The 17,278-nt window shown below is 59.9% G+C and carries 15 protein-coding genes; 4 read left to right on the top strand and 11 right to left on the bottom strand.

Going from position 1 to position 17,278, the window contains the following annotated elements; genetic code table 11:
* Positions 1–18: 18 nt before the first annotated feature.
* The 3 genes from GSF67_RS15230 to GSF67_RS15220 form a co-directional block, all read right to left on the bottom strand.
* Entirely contained in the window at positions 19–675 is a 657-nt protein-coding gene (locus GSF67_RS15230) for a response regulator transcription factor (RefSeq protein ID WP_006311407.1), read from the bottom strand.
* Positions 668–2,248 (bottom strand): sensor histidine kinase, encoded by a 1,581-nt coding sequence (locus tag GSF67_RS15225; RefSeq protein ID WP_006311408.1) that lies wholly within the window; start codon positions 2,246–2,248, stop codon positions 668–670. Before GSF67_RS15225 ends, GSF67_RS15230 begins: the two co-directional genes overlap by 8 nt.
* Positions 2,249–2,471: 223 nt before the next feature.
* The gene (locus tag GSF67_RS15220) at positions 2,472–4,766 is read right to left on the bottom strand and encodes an FdhF/YdeP family oxidoreductase (RefSeq protein WP_006311409.1); all 2,295 of its coding nucleotides are present in this window, start codon (positions 4,764–4,766) and stop codon (positions 2,472–2,474) included.
* A gap of 416 nt (positions 4,767–5,182) precedes the next feature.
* Here GSF67_RS15220 and GSF67_RS15215 point away from each other — a divergent pair, with 416 nt between their 5' ends.
* The 4 genes from GSF67_RS15215 (at position 5,183) to GSF67_RS15200 (ending at position 7,300) form a co-directional block, all read left to right on the top strand.
* Positions 5,183–5,701, top strand: a complete 519-nt coding sequence (locus GSF67_RS15215) for a Dps family protein (protein WP_006311410.1) — start codon at positions 5,183–5,185, stop codon at positions 5,699–5,701.
* Positions 5,702–5,720: 19 nt separating this feature from the next.
* On the top strand, positions 5,721–6,701 hold the full coding sequence (locus tag GSF67_RS15210; protein ID WP_006311411.1) for an alpha/beta fold hydrolase: 981 nt from the start codon (positions 5,721–5,723) through the stop codon (positions 6,699–6,701).
* A 65-nt stretch (positions 6,702–6,766) separates the two neighbouring features.
* Positions 6,767–6,970 carry a hypothetical protein gene (locus tag GSF67_RS15205; protein ID WP_006311412.1) on the top strand — a complete coding sequence of 68 codons (204 nt, stop codon included), beginning with the start codon at positions 6,767–6,769 and terminating at the stop codon, positions 6,968–6,970.
* Positions 6,971–7,093: 123 nt separating this feature from the next.
* Positions 7,094–7,300 carry a hypothetical protein gene (locus GSF67_RS15200; RefSeq protein ID WP_006311418.1) on the top strand — a complete coding sequence of 69 codons (207 nt, stop codon included), beginning with the start codon at positions 7,094–7,096 and terminating at the stop codon, positions 7,298–7,300.
* A 142-nt stretch (positions 7,301–7,442) separates the two neighbouring features.
* On the opposite strand, the gene GSF67_RS15195 is transcribed toward GSF67_RS15200, so the two are convergent.
* The 8 genes from GSF67_RS15195 to GSF67_RS15160 all read right to left on the bottom strand — a co-directional run bounded on the left by GSF67_RS15195 (position 7,443) and on the right by GSF67_RS15160 (position 17,175).
* On the bottom strand, positions 7,443–8,765 hold the full coding sequence (locus GSF67_RS15195) for an epoxide hydrolase family protein (RefSeq protein ID WP_035214794.1): 1,323 nt from the start codon (positions 8,763–8,765) through the stop codon (positions 7,443–7,445).
* A gap of 177 nt (positions 8,766–8,942) precedes the next feature.
* Positions 8,943–10,361 carry an aldehyde dehydrogenase family protein gene (locus tag GSF67_RS15190; RefSeq protein WP_006311420.1) on the bottom strand — a complete coding sequence of 473 codons (1,419 nt, stop codon included), beginning with the start codon at positions 10,359–10,361 and terminating at the stop codon, positions 8,943–8,945.
* 276 nt (positions 10,362–10,637) lie between these two features.
* The gene (locus tag GSF67_RS15185; protein WP_006311422.1) at positions 10,638–11,054 is read right to left on the bottom strand and encodes an organic hydroperoxide resistance protein; all 417 of its coding nucleotides are present in this window, start codon (positions 11,052–11,054) and stop codon (positions 10,638–10,640) included.
* A 140-nt stretch (positions 11,055–11,194) separates the two neighbouring features.
* Positions 11,195–12,511 (bottom strand): HAMP domain-containing sensor histidine kinase, encoded by a 1,317-nt coding sequence (locus GSF67_RS15180; RefSeq protein WP_006311423.1) that lies wholly within the window; start codon positions 12,509–12,511, stop codon positions 11,195–11,197.
* A complete protein-coding gene (locus GSF67_RS15175) occupies positions 12,508–13,248 on the bottom strand; it encodes a response regulator (RefSeq protein WP_006311424.1) in 741 nt (246 codons plus the stop codon). Before GSF67_RS15175 ends, GSF67_RS15180 begins: the two co-directional genes overlap by 4 nt.
* A 95-nt stretch (positions 13,249–13,343) precedes the next feature.
* Positions 13,344–14,390, bottom strand: coding sequence for an alpha/beta fold hydrolase (locus tag GSF67_RS15170; protein WP_006311425.1), 1,047 nt, complete (start codon positions 14,388–14,390; stop codon positions 13,344–13,346).
* Positions 14,391–14,595: 205 nt separating this feature from the next.
* Entirely contained in the window at positions 14,596–15,354 is a 759-nt protein-coding gene (locus GSF67_RS15165; protein ID WP_006311426.1) for an alpha/beta fold hydrolase, read from the bottom strand.
* A 45-nt stretch (positions 15,355–15,399) separates the two neighbouring features.
* Positions 15,400–17,175, bottom strand: a complete 1,776-nt coding sequence (locus GSF67_RS15160) for a cytochrome c biogenesis protein DipZ (protein WP_035214795.1) — start codon at positions 17,173–17,175, stop codon at positions 15,400–15,402.
* Positions 17,176–17,278 lie beyond the last annotated feature (103 nt).

Here is a 17,278-nt window from a genome sequence, read left to right as displayed (position 1 = left end):
CGTTTGAAAGATACCATACTAAGATACAGGTGGTCGGAGCTTCTCGCCAATCAGTTCCGCCTTTCGCACGAGGTCGGCGACTGATCTGGCCTCCATTTTGCGCATGACATTGCCCCGGTGCAGCTTCACGGTAACTTCGCTGATACCGAGTTCGTAGGCGATCTGTTTGTTCATCAGGCCGCGGACAACGGCGCCCATGACCTCACGCTCCCTTGGCGTCAGTTGCCCGGCAAGGGAGGTGACGGCCTCGTTCTGGGCACTTTCGCGGCGGCGTGACGCGTCCCGTTCCATCGCAGCTGCGACGGCATCCAGAATGTCCTGTTCCTTGAAGGGCTTGGTCAGAAAATCCACGGCCCCTGCTTTCATCGCCCGCACGCTCATCGGAATATCACCGAAGCCTGTCATGAAAATGATCGGCATCCTGTTGCCGACGCGTTCCAGCTGCATCTGGAAATCAAGGCCGTTTATACCCGGAAGCCGCACGTCCAGCAGCAGGCAGCCGTGCCGGTTCAGATTAGCTTTTTCGAGGAAAGCGGCGGCGCTGTCGAAAGCTTCGGCGTCGAATTTCATGGAACGGAAAAGATCGGTAAGCGCTTCCCGCATCGACACATCGTCATCAACGATGAAAACGACGGGTGAGGGCGGTTCCTTCGTTGTCTTGCGTGGTTCAGGCATTTTCCACCTCCTGGCTGATCGGCATGGAAATGGTAAAGACCGCCCCGCCAAGAGGATGATTGTCACCGGTAAGCCTGCCGCCGCGTGCTTCCAATGTCGTGCGGCAAATGGAAAGCCCCATGCCCATTCCCGTCTCCTTCGTCGTGAAAAACGGCGAAAACAGCTTGTCTTTCATCTGCGCGGGAAAGCCGGGGCCACTGTCCTCAACCGCGATCTGAATATTATCCCCGTCTTCGCGCTCTTTTCGTACCGTGACGGTGCGATTGCTGATACCCGCCTCGTCCATGGCCTGAATGGCATTGGTGAGGAGGTTGATGAGAACCTGCTGCAATTCGATCCTGACGGCCGTTATCGGCGGAGTGGCTCGTTTTTCCACATGGACCGTGGTGCCGCTGCGCTCCAGTTCATGTTCGAGAAGGCTGAGGGTTTCATCAATGAACTCATCAAGGTCGAAGGTTTCCACCTTGCCGCTCGTATGGGCGAGCAAGCTGCGTGTGTTCTGGATGATGTCACTGGCGCGCTCGCCATCGCGGATCATGCGTTCGGCCGAGCGGCGGGCGGCCGCGAGATCCGGCGGATCGCGATCGAGCCAGCGCAGCAACGTCTGCGCATTGACGATGATGGCACCGAGCGGCTGGTTCAATTCGTGGGAGAGCGATGCGGACATGGCGCCGACTGCCGCCGCCTTGGAGGCCTTTGTCAGTTCCGCCTGTGCTTCTGCCAGCGCCTTCAGCTCCATTTCCCGCTGGGTGATATCCACCATGCTGACCACCACCCGGTTGAAGGAGGTCGCTTCGGCGGGGAAACTGATGGAAAGCAGCACGAGCTTGTCTTCGCCGCTGTCGGTGCACACGACCACTTTGTCTTCGAAGACACGCCGGTTGTCGATGATCGCCTGCAACACATCAATGAACTTGCCGGAGGAGGAAACGACCGATTGCTGAAGGGTACCGAGGATCGAGGAGTCGTAGCCGAGCATTTCCTTGCCGGCTTCGTTCGACGCAACGACCGTGATGAGCTCAATGCATTGCTGCGTGAAACCCGGATTGGCGCTTGCATGGGCGCGCATGTCGGTGATGCCCTGCTGCCTGAGGCCCATCAGCAGAGCGTGAAGCTTCGAATAGTCACGCTCCCAGAGTGCGACGCGCGTGCGGTCGAAAATGGAGCGATAGCGCTCCTCGCTTTCCTTCAGCGCCGCGTTGACGGACAACATCGCCAGCCGGGCGGTTTCCGTTTTCAGAAGCAGCATGGTCGTGACGGCAAGTGCTGCAAGGGCGACGACCAATCGAAGGGCCGACTGGAAATCCGCGTCCTCCGCATGCGTTGCCGCATAGGACAACAGGGAAAGAATGGCGCAGATACAGGAGATCGCGATCAGTCCGGACCGGGTTATCGCCTGTGCGGCCAAAAGGATCGTAATCACATAAAGCACCGCGATCGCGCCTTCTATGTCGGTATAGGTATCGACGTAAAATACCGCGGCCGCCAGCGCCAGCGCCCCAAGGCCAAAGGCTAGATGGTGCGTTCCGCCTTCCGGCTCGCGAGCACGAAACATCATTGACGAAATCGACATTGTTCCCCCGACGCGATTTTTGAAGACAATACGGGTTTTTCAGCACAACCTGACCTATACATAGGTCTTGGTTGCCCCCGTCGTCGAAACATCAGGATAGCGGGAAAACAGTGCGACGTTATATCGAAAAATACGCATGTACGATCGCTCATCCACAGGCCACGCAAAATGGCCGGTGGTGAGGTTTCCGTGAATTTGACTCGGGGCAGCGGAAAGCCGCTCTTCAGGTCGCCGCCGCGCTTATGGTGATCGGAACACCCTTGTAGGATGGCGTTCCGGAAAGGCGATCATAATGGCCAAGCGCCACCACTGCATTCATCTCCGGATAATAGCCGGCCGCCGAACCCTTTGGGATATTGTATTCGACGGCCGTAAAACCCTGCACGAGGTGTCTGTCCGCGCTTTCTGCGCCGATGCCGTGAATGTCGATGCGGTCGCCATCCTTCAGGCCACGCTCGGCAAGGTCGTGCCGGTTCATGAAGATAATGTCCCTGCGCCCGAAGACGCCGCGATAACGGTCATCCATGCCGTAGATCGTCGTATTGTATTGATCGTGGCTGCGGATGGTCGTCAGGACGAGCGCGTCCGGATTGGAGATGAGCGGATCTTCCTCAAGCCCCGTGGCGACGAGGAAATTGGCCTTGCCGCTCTCCGTATTCCAGCGACGATAGGACGCCGCGACATCGAGGCGGAAACCGCCTTTCACCCGGACCCGGCTGTTGAAATCCCTGAAATCGGGAAAGACCTCTTCGATCTTGCCGCGGATGCGGTCGTAATCGGCAATCAGCCAATCCCAGTCAATTCCGTAACGGTTGCCGATGGTCGCTTTGGCAATAGCGGCGATGATGGCTGGCTCCGATCTTACAAGCTCTCCCGGCGGGGTGAGGAAACCGCGCGAGGCATGCACCATCGACATCGAATCTTCGACGGTCACCGCCTGCGGGCCTGAGGCCTGCGTGTCCAGATCGGTGCGTCCGAAGCATGGCAGGATCAGCGATGTTCTGGCCGTCAGAAGATGCGAGCGGTTGAGTTTTGTCGCAATGTGAACGACGAGATCGAGTTTGCGCATGCCCTCGAAGGTCGCTGCCGTATCCGACATGGCGACGGCGAGGTTTCCGCCAAGGCAGATGAGCGCCCTGGATTTCCCGGCAATGATCGCCTCGATGGCTTCGATGGCATTATGTCCCTTTTCCGCAGGCGGCCGAAAACCGAAAGCGCGCTCCATGCCATCCAACAGGGGTTTGTTCGGGATTTCGGTAATGCCGACGGTGCGGTCTCCCTGCACGTTGGAATGGCCGCGAATGGGTGCAATGCCCGCGCCCGGGCGGCCCATATTGCCGCGCAGCAGCAGCAGGTTTGCGATCTGCTGCACATTGCCGGTGCCCTTGGCGTGCTGCGTGATGCCCATGCCGTAACAGATGATGACGTTCGAGGCCTTCACATAAATCCGCGCAGCGCTTTCAAGCGCCTCTTTCGTCAGTCCGCTGACGGATGAGATGATATCCCAGGAAGTGGCGTCGATATCGGCACGCAGCGCCTCAAGACCGGCCGTATGCTCTTCGATGAAGGCTCTATCGAGCACGCCGGCGCCACCCTTCTTCAGGCTTTCTGCATCCAGCTCGAACACCGCCTTCATGATGCCCTTGAGGGCGGCGAGATCACCGCCGGTGCGGAGCTGATGGTAGGCGGAGGCGATGGGCGTCGAGGACAGCGTCGCCATTTCGACCGGGTCCTGTGGTGCGGCGAAGCGTTCCAGCGCCCGTTCCTTCAACGGATTGAAGACGATGATCGGGACACCGCGCTTGGCGGCATTGTGCAGCGTCGTCATCATCCGGGGATGGTTGGTGCCGGGATTATGGCCGAAGCTGAAGATTGCATCGGCAAGATCGAAATCCTCCAGCGTCACCGTGCCTTTGCCGACGCCGATGGATTTCGGAAGCCCGACGCTGGTGGCCTCGTGGCACATGTTGGAACAGTCAGGGAAATTGTTCGTCCCATAGGCGCGCACAAAAAGCTGATAGAGAAACGCGGCCTCGTTGGAGGCCCGGCCGGAAGTATAGAATTCCGCCTGGTCGGGATCGTCGAGCTTGTTCAATTCCTGCGCTATCAGGCGGAAGGCGTCGTCCCAGGCGATGGGCTCGTAGCGATCGCTCGTAGCATTGTAATGCAGGGGAAGGGTCAGCCGGCCGGCATCCTCAAGCTTGTGATCCGTCCACTGCCACAGTTCGGAAACCGTATGCTGCGCGAAGAACTCCGGTCCGGATCGTTTCGCGGTCGATTCCCAGGTAATGGCCTTGGCGCCGTTTTCGCAGAACTCAAAGGATGAGGTGTGTTTGGGATCGGGCCAGGCGCAGCCGGGACAGTCGAAACCCTCGGGCTGATTGGCCTTGAGCAGCGTCATGGTGCCCTGCGCGATGATATGCTGATGCGCGAGCGTCTTCGCCACGGCCTTCAATGCATCCCAGCCACCGGCTGGGTGATCGTATTTTTCAATACCTTCCGGCCGTTCTTCTGCCATGTCAGAGGTTCCTTCGATTGTGCCGATTGACGATACTCATGCTGAGTGACGCTAACGCAACTGCGAAGGGGTAAACATAATACTCAGGCATAGGTTGCCTCCGTTCCCGAGGCCGAAACGAAAAAAGGCCGCCTCCTGCGGCGGGGGCGGCCTTGGCGGATCGGGAGGGAGATCCGCGGCTCCGGGGGAGGGGGACACCGGAGTTTCTGGCTTCTGCGAGCCAATCGCCCTGGGGCGGGGCGACAGGCAGAAATTATCGCAGGCCAGGCCTTGCCGAAACTACACTTAGGTATCGGGTGGACTGTACCAGCAGCCGATTTCTCCTGAACCATCCTTCTCCCTATTCTCGCTGCCGATCAGACAGCCGCAACAGGGGCGCTCAACAACGAGCGGTCGATTGCCAAAGGAGAACGATCATGGACACGACCACAGCTGCCAAAAACCGCAAGCTTCCACTCGCAACGCCAACCGATCTCGGCCCTGAAGCGAGCCGCGAAATCTCCGCTGCGCTGACCGCGCTGCTGGCGGATGTTTTCACGCTCTACATCAAGACCAAGAATTTCCACTGGCATGTTTCCGGACCGCATTTCCGGGACTATCACACGCTGCTGGACGAGCAGGGCGCCCAGATCTTTGCAATGACCGACGACATCGCCGAAAGGGCGCGCAAGATCGGCGGTACGACCATCCGCTCCATCGGTCATATCGCCCGCGTCAAGCGTCTCCTCGACAACGACGCCGACTTCGTCACGCCGGAAGACATGCTGGCCGAACTTCGCGAGGACAACAAGCAACTGACCGCCATCCTGCGGCAAACGCACAGTCTGACCTCCGATCTCAATGACCACGCCACCACCAGCCTGATTGAAAGCTGGATCGATGAGACGGAGCGCCGCACCTGGTTCCTGTTCGAAACCACCCGCCGCGCGCGCTGAAGTCGAGCAGGAAAACGAAATGACCGACAATCCCATAGAGCTCGCAATTTCCAGACGGCATGTCCTGCTGGCCGGCGCCGCGCTTTCCACTGCGATGGCCATGCCGTCGCTCGCATTTTCAAAATCCATCCCATCCCGCAACGAAGGAACATTCCCAATGACCGAGTCATTCGTAAAGACCAAGGACGGCGTCGAAATCTATTTCAAGGACTGGGGTCCGAAGGACGCCCAGCCGATCGTGTTCCATCACGGCTGGCCGCTGTCCTCAGACGACTGGGATGCGCAGATGCTGTTCTTCGTCCAGAATGGTTACCGCGTCGTGGCGCATGATCGCCGCGGCCACGGCCGTTCGCAGCAGGTGAGCGACGGCCACGACATGGATCATTATGCCGCCGATGCGTCCGCCGTTGCCGAACACCTCGATCTCAGGAATGCGGTCCACATCGGTCACTCGACGGGCGGCGGTGAGGTCGCGCGCTATGTCGCCAAATTCGGCGAGCCGCAGGGTCGTGTTGCCAAGGCCGTGCTCGTCTCCGCCGTTCCGCCGCTGATGCTGACGACGCCTTCCAATCCCGGCGGCCTGCCCATCGAAGTCTTCGACAGCTTCCGCAAGGGCGTGGCCGAGAACCGCGCGCAGTTTTTCCTCGACGTGCCGGCCGGTCCGTTCTACGGTTTCAACCGGCCGGATGCCAAAATCTATCCCGGTGTCATCCAGAACTGGTGGCGTCAGGGCATGATGGGCAGTGCCAAGGCCCATTATGACGGGGTCAAGGCGTTCTCGGAAACCGATCAGACGGAAGACCTCAAGGCGATCACGGTGCCGACGCTCGTTCTCCACGGCGATGACGACCAGGTCGTGCCGATCGCAGATTCGGCCGAATTGTCAGTCAAGCTTCTGAAAAACGGCACGCTGAAGGTTTACAAGGGTTATCCGCATGGCATGCTGACAATCCATGCCGACATCATCAATCCCGATCTGCTGGCCTTCGTGAAGGGCTGATCGTGTAAACGGCCGCTACCTGCAGAAGCGGGTGGTGGCCAATTTCTCGTAAGCAGGAGATTTCGATGCCGTTCAAGCCATCTTATGAAGACCTTGCCCTTCGTGACGGCATCGCAAGCCTGCCCGAGATGGAGAATATTCAGCTTGAGCTTCCTCTCCCCCGCCAGGCCGATGCGGAAAATCGGGTCGAAGCCGGGCGGGGGCCCGCTCAGTCAAGTTACGAAACCGAATTGCAGACCGGACCGTTCGGTCGCCATCGTCGGCAGTAGCTTATTGTATCTGAAAACGGTCAAGCTACATCCCGGTACCATTTCCAGCCCTCTTTGGAAAACTCCGGACACAACACCTCTCCATCCATTGGCGTAGCGTCGCTATCAAGGTGGAGATCCGATATGACCAACGAAGCAGTATCGCTTCTGTCGATCCGCAAGGTTTTGAACGAGTTCTGCGAAGATAATCGCCTGCCGATCGGATGCGCGATGGCAATCGACGCCGCAAAACACCTGATCGCGATTGCCTCCACTGACGCCGTTCCCGGATCAATGCTGCGCTCGTCGCTGGATCAATGGATGGCCGGACGGATCGCCGTTGCGGCCTGAAACGTCTCTGCCTCATATAGGGAAAGCCGTTCCTCGATCTGTGTCGAGGGACGGCCTTTTTTACTGCTGAAATCCCAGGGCTAAACCGGGCAATATCGCGATGAAGCGCGGCCTGGGGGTCGCGCTTCCAACGTAACGGCTCTCAGCGCAGCTTTCTGAAAGCCTCCCGAATCTCACGGGAGAAAATCTCGGGCTGCTCCCAGGCGGCGAAGTGTCCGCCGTGATCCACCTGATGATAATAGGTGAGTGACGGATAGGCCTGCCTGCTCCAGCTCTCGGGTGCCTGATAGATTTCTTTCGGGAAAACCGTGATGCCGACGGGGATTTTGATGTCCCGGGTCTTCTGGGCGTCCGCGCTGAAGTTGTTATTGTTGTTTTCCCAGTAGAAGCGCGCGCCGGACGCGCCGCTGTTGGTCAACCAGTAGAGCGTGATGTCACTGAGCATTTCGTCTCTGGAAAGCACGTTTTCGGGCTCGCCATTGCTGTCGCTCCACTGCACGAACTTCTCATAGATGAACGATGCAAGGCCGCTGGGGGAATCGGAGAGTGAATATCCGATCGTCTGAGGTCGTGTCACCATCATCGCGCCATAGGCCGCGTTCCGGCCGAAAAATTCCTGCAGCGCATTATAGGCATTTCGTTCGGGCGTCGACAGATCCGCCGGTGCGGGATCACCGCTGTTGATACCCTTCATCAGCGCTCCGGGAACCGTGGCCGGCATATTGAGGTGAATGCCAAGCAGACCCTTTGGAGCCTGGCGTGCGAGCGCATCGGAAATGACCGAACCATGGTCGCCGCCCTGGGAGACATAACGAGTGTAGCCCAGTCGTTTCACAAGGGTATCCCATGCGTGAGCGACGCGCTCCGGTCCCCAGCCGAGATCGGTCGGGTGGCCCGAAAAACCGTAACCGGGGATGGAGGGAATGATCACGTCGAATGCGTCTTCTGCCTTGCCGCCGTAAGCGGTCGGATCCGTCAGCGGGCCGATAACCTTCGTGAATTCGAAGATGGAACCTGGCCAGCCATGGGTGAGGATGACAGGCAGGGCGTTGGGATGGCGCGAGCGGACGTGAATGAAGTGAATGTCGACGCCATCGATCCTGGTGATGAACTGCGGCAATGCGTTCAGTTCTTTCTCGGCTTTCCGCCAGTCATAATCGCTGCCCCAATATTGAACGAGGTCCTGAACCCGCGCCAGCTGAATGCCCTGGGAGATATCGCCCACGGTTTCCTTGTCCGGCCAGCGTGAATTTCTGATCCTGGTCTTCAGGTCGTCAATCTGTGATTGATCAACATGGATCTGGAACGGCCGGATGCCGTCATCGCCGGCTGCGGTGTCGGATTGGAGCGGCTTGCCGCTCTCGACAGCAAGAGCGGGCGTGAAGGCGATGAGGACAGCCATTGCAGACCCAAGGGCGATGGCGGTTGCCGCGCCTCTTTTTGCAGGGGTGAAGATGTCGGTCATTTTTATCTCCATTTGATGGGTTTCGCGACCATTTCGCGTCGGAAACTGGTATGCGTTGATCGTATCCCGGCTGTTTCCCTTGACCCGCTTTTGCGTCACCCAACGTTGCATTTCGTCCGGCTGATACTTGCGGATACAAAGCCCTTCGGAAGTTGGCGACGCGCTGGACCTTTGGGGTTATGGCGTCAGAATGGCGCGCGGTTCGAGCATGCCGTCGAGGCCGAAGGCGCCGATTTCCCTGCCGATACCGGATTTTTTGAAGCCTCCGAAGGGCGCGCGGGGATCATGGGGAGCGCCGTTGATCACGACACGACCAGCCAACAGCCTTGCCGCTATTCGCTCGGCATGCCGGAGGTCGGATCCCAGCACATAGGCCTGCAGTCCATAATCGCTGTCATTGGCGATCGCGACGGCCTCATCTTCATCGTCATAGGCGAGAAGGCATAGGACAGGACCGAAGATTTCTTCACGCGCGATGCGCATGTCATTCCTGACATCGGCAAAGATTGTCGGGCGGGCGAACCATCCTTTTTCAAATCCAGCCGGTCGCCCCGCTCCGCCCGTCAGGAGCGTGGCGCCTTCTTCGACACCAAGCCGGATATAGGCCTGAATCCTCTCCCACTGGGCAAGGCTGGCGAGCGGCCCGATCTGAACCTCCGGATCACGGCCATCCCCGACCTTGATTTTTTCAGTCTGCGTCCTCAGTCGCTCGGAAATTTCGCCGAGTCGGGAGCGTGGTGCGAGGATGCGGGTGCCCGCGACGCAAGCCTGGCCGCTATTTGCAAAGCCTGACATCAGGGCGACAGGGATTGCCTTGTCGAGATCGGCATCCGGCAGGATGATGGTGGGCGCTTTACCTCCCAGCTCCAGTATCACTCTCTTCATGCCGTCGATTGCAGCGCGTTGAATGATTTTCGCTGCCTGGGTCGAACCCGTAAAGCTGATGGTTGCCACGTCGGGATGTTGCGTCAGTGCCGCGCCGACCACCGGACCCGTGCCGTTGACGACGTTGAGGATCCCTGCCGGCAGCCCGGCCTGATGCAGTCTTCTGACGAGGATATCCGTCTGGCACGCGCTCTGCTCGGCCGGCTTGATGACAAGGGTCGAACCGGATCCGATCGCATGTGCGAGCTTCGTGGCGATGAATCCGAAATTGCTGTTCCACGGGGTTATCGCGGCCATAACGCCGCGCGGCAGCATATTGACCATGCTTTTGCCTGCAACCCGGTCGAAGTCATACTTTGCCACGGTTTCAGCCATCACATCGAAAATCGACGCGGTGTTTTGAACCGAGAAGGCCGTAAAATAGGTCGGTGCTCCATACTCCTCGGTCATGGCTTGGGCGAGTGCGTCCGGTTGCGCTGAAATCGCGTCGCGCAAGCTCCGCAGCATATCGATGCGCTCTGCCTTGCTGGATGAAGCCATTGCGGGGAACGCCCGTTTTGCGGCGGTCACCGCAGCATTGACATCATCAGCGTTGCCAAGCCGGACATCGCCGATTTTCTCTTCCGTTGCCGGATTGAAAAGTTCCAGACGTTCTTTGCCGTCAGGCAGTACAAATTTACCGTCGACATAGATGTGTTCAATCGATCGCATGGATCTGACCTCATTCAAGATTGGAAAGGGGATTTGGTGAAGCCGGTCACCGCCGGGGCACGTCTGATATGCTCCGCGTGGAGCGCGAACGGGCAAAAGCGGAAACGGCTGCGGCGGGCCCCGAGCCGTTTCCCTATGCTCTACATTGCTGAAACGACGCCCAGAAACCCTGCAAGCGGCGAGGCTTCATTGGATGTTGCGTCATAGATGCACGGCGCCGCAAATATCGCCGCAAACACGACGGCGATGACGAGTGCACGGGCGGAGACAACAGGCTTAAGCGAGCTTGAGCGAAACATCGATATTGCCTCTGGTTGCCTTCGAATATGGGCAGATCTGGTGAGCATCCTCGATGATGGCCCGCGCGGCGGCGCGGTCGATACCGGGCAGGCTGATCGACAGACGAGCCTGCAGGAAGAACTCACTGCCCGTCGTGCCGAGATCGACTTCCGCATCGACGGCGGTATCGGCCGGAAGCCGGAGCTGGTGTTTTGCCGCCGCCTTTGTCATGGCGCCGATAAAACATGCCGACCAGCCGGCGGCAAAGAGCTGCTCGGGATTCGTACCCGGCTTGCCGCTGCCCGGAGGCGAGAGCTTGATGCCGAGCGCACCGTCGTCGCTCTGCGCCGATCCGTCACGGCCGCCGGTCGTGTGGGTCTTGCCGGTATAAAGAACAGTCTCGATCTTGGTCATGGGAGGCTCCTTTCATTGTGCCGCTGCTGCGGCGTCTTCTGATAGGAGCGTTGTGACGGATCAGCGTATCCGGCATGTTTCTGGAAATTGCGAAACTGTATCGAAACGTAGCGGCCGACAGTATCATCGGCCGCCTTCCTTCAGGGAAAGGTCACTTCGGCCGCGAGCCCGCCACCCTGCCTGTTATAGAGGCGCACCGAGCCGCCGATCGTTCCGGCGAGCTGTTGCGCGATTGCAAGTCCGAGACCTGTTCCGCCTGTGTCGCGGTTCCTCGACGTTTCAATTCGGAAGAAGGGCTGCATGGCATTTTGCAGCATCTGGTCAGGAATACCCGGTCCGCGATCCAGCACGGTTATGACCACGGCGCCTTCAGCGCGCCGGTCCACCGTGATTTCGGCACCACCGGCGAATTTGAGGGCGTTATCTATGAAGTTCGTCAATATTCTGCGCAATGCATGCGGTTTGGTCGACGCCGTGCCGCGGACGATGCCGGAGACCGTGACGGCCTTTCCGGTATCCTGATAGTCGTATGCGATGCTGTCGATGAAGGAAGCCAGGTCGATCCGCGATGCTTTCTCGCCATTGCCGTGAGCGCTGCGTGCATAAGCGATCCCGTCCTGCACGAGGCGTTCGATTTCACGCAGGTCGCTTACCAGTTTTTCCTTTTCCGGCGTATCGTCGGCCATATCGGCCCGCAATCGCATGCGGGTGATGGGCGTCTGCAGGTCGTGCGAGATCGCCGCCAGAATCTGGACGCGTTCTTCGAGATATTGCGCGACGCGATCACGCATGGCGTTGAAAGCGCGGGCGGCATGGGCAACTTCGCTTGGGCCGTTCTCGCTCATCGGCAAACCCTTCTCGCCCGGATCGAGCGCTTCCGCTGCCGCCGCAAGCGCGCTGAGGGGCCGGGTCGTTTGCCGCACCGCAAGCCAGGTCAACAGCAGGAGAACCACCATTTGCGCAGCGAAAACATAAGGCAGCCATTCCGCCAAAGGCATCACGCCGCGTGGGGTGACATCGATCGTCAACGGCGAGCCGTCGGATAACGTCAGATGTGCCTGAAGCCTCTTGCCGTCGCCGGGAATGGACTCGACCCTGACGGGAAACCTGTGTCCCACGGCTTCCTCGATCCTCTGCGCGATTTCCGCGCCGCGTCCGGACATGTCGGAAACGCCGGGAAGGCCGGGGCCGAGGACGAGTTGATAGTTGCTGCGGCTGAGACGATTGACCCAGTCGGTCCGTTCCCCAGCAGGCAGGCGGTCGACGATGGCAATCGAAACCGCAAGGTCCTGTTCCAGGGTGCCGAGCATGACTGCCTTGGCCGACATGTATCGTTCGGCAAAAAGGATGCTGAACGACAGGCCATAGGCAATGGCAAGGCCGGCGAACAGGATGAGAAAGAGCCTGGACCGCAACGAGCGTGGCCACCAGCCGGCGAGCAGGTGCCGGCGGTTCATGTCCTTGGCTCCGAAATCTCCACCGGTACCGAAAAGACATAACCTTCCGCCCGCACCGTCTTGATGTAGGTAGGTTCCCGCGCATCATCCCCCAGCCGCTGGCGCACGCGGCTCACGAGAAGATCGATCGACCGGTCGAAGATCTCGGCATCGCGCCCTTGGGTGAGGTTCAAGAGCTGATCGCGGTTGAGGACGCGCTGGGGATGATCGATGAAGACCCTCAGAAGCCGGTATTCAGCGCCGCTCAGGGCCACTGTCGTGCCCTCCCTGTCGAGCAGGTGGCGGCCCACCGTGTCGAGACGCCACTCACCAAAGGTCAGGAGCTGCCCCGCCTCGCTGATCTGCAGATTGGGAGGCAGCATTCGGGTGCGGCGCAGGATGGCCTTGATGCGTGCGAGAAGCTCCCGGGCCGCGAAGGGTTTCGACAGATAGTCGTCGGCGCCCATTTCGAGCCCGATGATCCGATCCATCTCGTCATCGCGTGCGGTCAGCATCAGCACCGGCGTGGCCTTGTGCTTGCCGGCCCGCAACTCTCGGCAGAGAACCAGCCCGTCATCGCCGGGCATCATCACGTCGAGCACGATCAGATCGACGGCGTTGCCATCGAGAAAACTTCTCATCTGTCGTCCGTCGGCCGCAACGGTGGTGCGCAAGCCGTTCTTCTTCAGGTAGCTGGAGACCAGTTCCCGGATTTCCCTGTCGTCGTCAACGACAAGAATGTGATCGATATGTTCCATTGGGTGCCTTCGTCGTCCGGACGGTTCAAGTGGCCCGCTACCGCGTCATCCGCTGTCACAGGCAGTAAGACAACGGTTCGCGGGCTTCGGCAAGCCTAAAGCTTTGCGACGTCGAGAACCGCCTTGGCAAATGCCTCCGGCGCCTCCTGCGCAAGGTTATGACCGATCCCGCCGCTGATATTGCGGTGCTGGTACTTGCCGGAAAACTTCGATGCATAGGCGGAAGGGTCCGGATGCGGCGCGCCATTGGCGTCACCTTCCAGCGTTATCGTCGGAACGGTGATGACCGGAAGTTTTGCAAGCTGGCGCTCGTAATCATCATATTTGGCTTCGCCTTCGGCCAGTGCCAGCCGCCAGCGGTAATTGTGGATAGTGATCGCCACATGGTCGGGGTTGTCGAATGCGGGAGCGGAACGATCAAAGGTCTCGTCGCTGAATTTCCAGTTCGGAGATGCCGTCTGCCAGATCAGGCGAACGAAGTCGCGGGTGTTTGCGGCATAGCCCGCACGGCCGCGTTCAGTCGCGAAATAGAACTGGTACCACCAGGAGAGTTCCGCCTTGGGCGGAAGCGGCTTCCTGTTGATTTCCTGACTGCCGATAAGGTAACCGCTCACCGACACGAGGCCCGTGCAACGCTCTGGCCAGAGTGCCGCCATGATGTCGGCAGTGCGCGCGCCCCAGTCGTATCCAGCCACTATGGCCTGTTTGACGCCGAGCGCGTCGAGAAAGGCGATCATGTCGACAGCAAGTGCTGCCTGCTGCCCGTTGCGCGCGGTTTCGTCCGAGAGAAAACGGGTCGTGCCATATCCGCGCAGATAGGGGACAAGCACCCGATATCCTGCCGAAGCAAGGATGGGCGCGACATCGACATAGCTGTAGATGTCATACGGCCAGCCGTGCAGCAGCAGCGCGACAGGGCCATCTGCGGGGCCAGCTTCGGCATAACCGACATTGAGGACGCCCGCCTTGACCTGCTTCAGGGCGCCAAAGGAGGTGGCTCCACCGCTTGGCGCTGAGGGTTGAGTCGAAGCGGGTTCGCCTTTGGCGTACGCCAGGCCTGCCGCACCGAATTCGACGGCGGCAACCGTCATTGCGGCAATGCCGAAGAAGCGGCGGCGCTGGAAATTGATCTCGGAATTCATTGCTGTCTCTCCTGTCCATGTTGAATGATGGGCAGGTAACGCTCAGCGTGTATCCTCGATGTGTCCCAGGGGGCACGAATGTGAATGGTTTTGTAGCACCTACGGCTCTGGATACAGACTGATACATTCGGTCTGCCCTCTGAACGCAAATCAGCCGCCCCCGGTGTCGGGAGCGGCTGTATCAGCACCTCAAAAGTGGCGCTGTTTATTCCGCGGATTGCCGGGCGGCCTGTTCGATGACATCCGCGACCTTTTCGGGCTGGGAGGCGAAGACTGCGTGGCTCGCCGCAATCTCGGTCACCGCACTGCCGGCGCGCTTTGCCATGTCACGTTCGAGATCGGGGTTGATCGACCGGTCCTGCGTTGCGACGATCGACCAGCTCTTCTTTGTTTTCCAGGCTGGTTCGTCGGCCTTGGCGGCAAAGGCGACCTTGGCAGCGAAGACCTGGCTTTTTGCCATGAAAGCCGCTTCTTCACGGGGCAGATCGGCTGCGAAATCCTGCGCAAAGGCGGCCGGATCGAGATAAAGGAATGCGCCATCCTTCGTCTGCTTGATGCCGTTGCCAGCCGGTGGTTTCGATCCGGCGAGGTCGAGAAGGCTCTCTCCTTTCTCCGGCTGGAAGGCGGCGACATAAACGAGACCTGCCACATCCGGTCGGTTACCGGCTTCCGAAATCACCATTCCGCTGTAGCTGTGCCCGACCAGCAGGCTTGGGCCTTGCTGAAGATCAAGGACGCGGTTTGTTGCCGCGACGTCATCGGCAAGGGAGGTAATCGGCTCCTGCACGATCGTGACGTTGAACCCCCGGCTTTCGAGGATGTCTGTCGCCTTGCGCCAGGCCGAGCCATCGGCGAGCGCGCCATGGACTACGACGATATTCTTCACCTCTGCTGCCTGCGCGGCAAAAGCGATCAGGGCGGTTGCAACGGCGATTGCAAATTTTGGCATGAGACGGTGGTGCATCGTGTTTCTCCTTTGGTGTTCCTGCGGGTGGGATGAAAATCGGGGTCAGCCGAAGGTGAAGGCATAGGCCTGCACGCCGGGATCCAGAAAACGAATGGCGAAGGTTCTGGCTTCAACGGTGCCGGACTGGCGGACGAGCTGGTAAAGGCGGGTTGACGTGACGACGCCATTGCCATCGGCATCCGTATCGGCTCCATGATCCGCGCCTGGCGGGTGGCCGTCGATGCTCACCTGGAAACGGACCGGTTTTCCGGCACCATCAGGCCCAAGCACCAGATGCAGGTCACGGGCGCTGAAGCGGTAGGTTATGCCGCCATCTGCCACATCAAGGGTCGCCGCTTCCGCGCCAACCGTCCATTTTCCGGAAAGTCCCCATTCATTCAGGGCCGGTGTCTTGACGGAGTAATCGCGGGGCGTGTCTGCGCGCATCGCCTCGTTTGACGCAAAGCTCTGCGCCTGCCGGTAACCTATATAGGTTTCACCCGAGAGCATGTGTCTGATATCCGCGCCGGCTTCGGCACCGTTTGCCTCGGGGGTCACGGTGTCGCTGGCGGAAGCGCTGCTGCCGGCCTCGCGCAGCAGATCCTGGATCGCCTCTTCGGTCTCCCGGTAGTTGCCCTCGCCGAAATGGTGGTAGCGGATCTGACCTCTGGCATCGATCAGGTAATGTGCCGGCCAATAGCTGTTATCAAAGGCGCGCCAGATCTTGTAATCATTGTCGATTGCTACCGGATAGTCGATCTTGAAGTCGGCGACGGCCTGCCTGACATTGTCGATCTTCTTTTCGAAGGCGAATTCGGGCGCGTGGACGCCGATGACGACGAGGCCCTGATCCCTGTATTTCTCCGCCCAGGCACGCACATAAGGAATGGTGCGGATGCAGTTGATGCAGGAATAGGTCCAGAAGTCGATGAGCACGACCTTGCCACGCAGTTGTTCACGCGTGAGCGGTGGCGAGTTCAGCCATTCCACGGCGCCATTGAGGGACGGGGCCTGGCCTTCAACCGGCAGTTCCGACCTGACCGGCGCGGCGCTGGCGCCTGTGGCCGGGGCGTCGGCTTTGCCCGCCGTCGCGATCTTCTGCTCAGCGGCTTTGGCGGTATGGAGCCGATCGAGGACCTGCTGTTCGAAGGATGCCGTACTCGCATAGGAAAGCTGCGACAGGAAGCCCGTATCGAGTCCGAGCGCGATGACGGCGACCCCGGCAAGAACCGCTGCGCCAAGCCCCTGCCGGATCCGCTCGCTGAAACCGAGAGACCGCTTCATGGCCGCAAATACCCGGCCTCCAACGAGCATGGCTATGGCAAGCGAGGTCGCGGCACCCGTGGCATAAGCGGCAAGCAGCAGGCTGGTCCCCAGATTGGCGCCCTTCAGGGCCGCACCGGTCAGCACCAGTCCAAGGATCGGTCCGGCGCAGGGCGCCCATAAGAGGCCGGTGGCGATGCCGAGCATCAGGGAACCCACGACCGTCGGCACAGCCCCCGGCTTCCCGGCGGCATTGGCAAGGCGGTTGCCGAGTTCGACGACCGGGCGGCTGATGACGCTGGCAGCGCGCGGCGAGATCAGCCCCACGCCGAAGACGGCGAGCAGCGCGAGAGCGGCAAGCCGACCATATTCATTGGCGTTGATGGCCCAGTTGCCGCCCACTGCGGCGAGCGTCGCGACCGCGGAAAAGGTTGCCGCCATGCCGACGAGCAGGGGCAACGTGCTGCGCAGGAACGGTTGCCCCGCCCGCGCAAAAACGAAGGGCAGGATGGGCAGGATACAGGGGCTGAGAATTGTCAGCACCCCTCCGAGATAGGCAATGACCAGCAGCGTCATCATCTTTTCCTTTCAGGCGGGAGTTCGGGCTGCGGGTGGTAAAGGCGGCCCGGTAATGAAGCCACTCTCCCGGCCTCGCGTATCCCTGATATGTCGGGATTTC

Source organism: Agrobacterium sp. CGMCC 11546 (genome assembly GCF_013365515.1).
Taxonomy (GTDB): domain Bacteria; phylum Pseudomonadota; class Alphaproteobacteria; order Rhizobiales; family Rhizobiaceae; genus Agrobacterium; species Agrobacterium fabrum.
This window is presented reverse-complemented; position numbering and strand designations above follow the sequence as displayed.

Excerpts from the sequence above, each read along its gene's own strand:
- GSF67_RS15230 (WP_006311407.1), bottom strand. The coding sequence starts at position 675 with ATGCCTGAACCACGCAAGACAACGAAGGAACCGCCCTCACCCGTCGTT.
- GSF67_RS15200 (WP_006311418.1), top strand. The coding sequence starts at position 7,094 with ATGACCAACGAAGCAGTATCGCTTCTGTCGATCCGCAAGGTTTTGAAC.
- GSF67_RS15225 (WP_006311408.1), bottom strand. The coding sequence starts at position 2,248 with ATGTCGATTTCGTCAATGATGTTTCGTGCTCGCGAGCCGGAAGGCGGA.
- GSF67_RS15160 (WP_035214795.1), bottom strand. The coding sequence starts at position 17,175 with ATGACGCTGCTGGTCATTGCCTATCTCGGAGGGGTGCTGACAATTCTC.
- GSF67_RS15170 (WP_006311425.1), bottom strand. The coding sequence starts at position 14,390 with ATGAATTCCGAGATCAATTTCCAGCGCCGCCGCTTCTTCGGCATTGCC.
- GSF67_RS15215 (WP_006311410.1), top strand. The coding sequence starts at position 5,183 with ATGGACACGACCACAGCTGCCAAAAACCGCAAGCTTCCACTCGCAACG.
- GSF67_RS15210 (WP_006311411.1), top strand. The coding sequence starts at position 5,721 with ATGACCGACAATCCCATAGAGCTCGCAATTTCCAGACGGCATGTCCTG.
- GSF67_RS15180 (WP_006311423.1), bottom strand. The coding sequence starts at position 12,511 with ATGAACCGCCGGCACCTGCTCGCCGGCTGGTGGCCACGCTCGTTGCGG.
- GSF67_RS15165 (WP_006311426.1), bottom strand. The coding sequence starts at position 15,354 with ATGCACCACCGTCTCATGCCAAAATTTGCAATCGCCGTTGCAACCGCC.
- GSF67_RS15185 (WP_006311422.1), bottom strand. The coding sequence starts at position 11,054 with ATGACCAAGATCGAGACTGTTCTTTATACCGGCAAGACCCACACGACC.
- GSF67_RS15190 (WP_006311420.1), bottom strand. The coding sequence starts at position 10,361 with ATGCGATCGATTGAACACATCTATGTCGACGGTAAATTTGTACTGCCT.
- GSF67_RS15205 (WP_006311412.1), top strand. The coding sequence starts at position 6,767 with ATGCCGTTCAAGCCATCTTATGAAGACCTTGCCCTTCGTGACGGCATC.
- GSF67_RS15195 (WP_035214794.1), bottom strand. The coding sequence starts at position 8,765 with ATGACCGACATCTTCACCCCTGCAAAAAGAGGCGCGGCAACCGCCATC.
- GSF67_RS15220 (WP_006311409.1), bottom strand. The coding sequence starts at position 4,766 with ATGGCAGAAGAACGGCCGGAAGGTATTGAAAAATACGATCACCCAGCC.
- GSF67_RS15175 (WP_006311424.1), bottom strand. The coding sequence starts at position 13,248 with ATGGAACATATCGATCACATTCTTGTCGTTGACGACGACAGGGAAATC.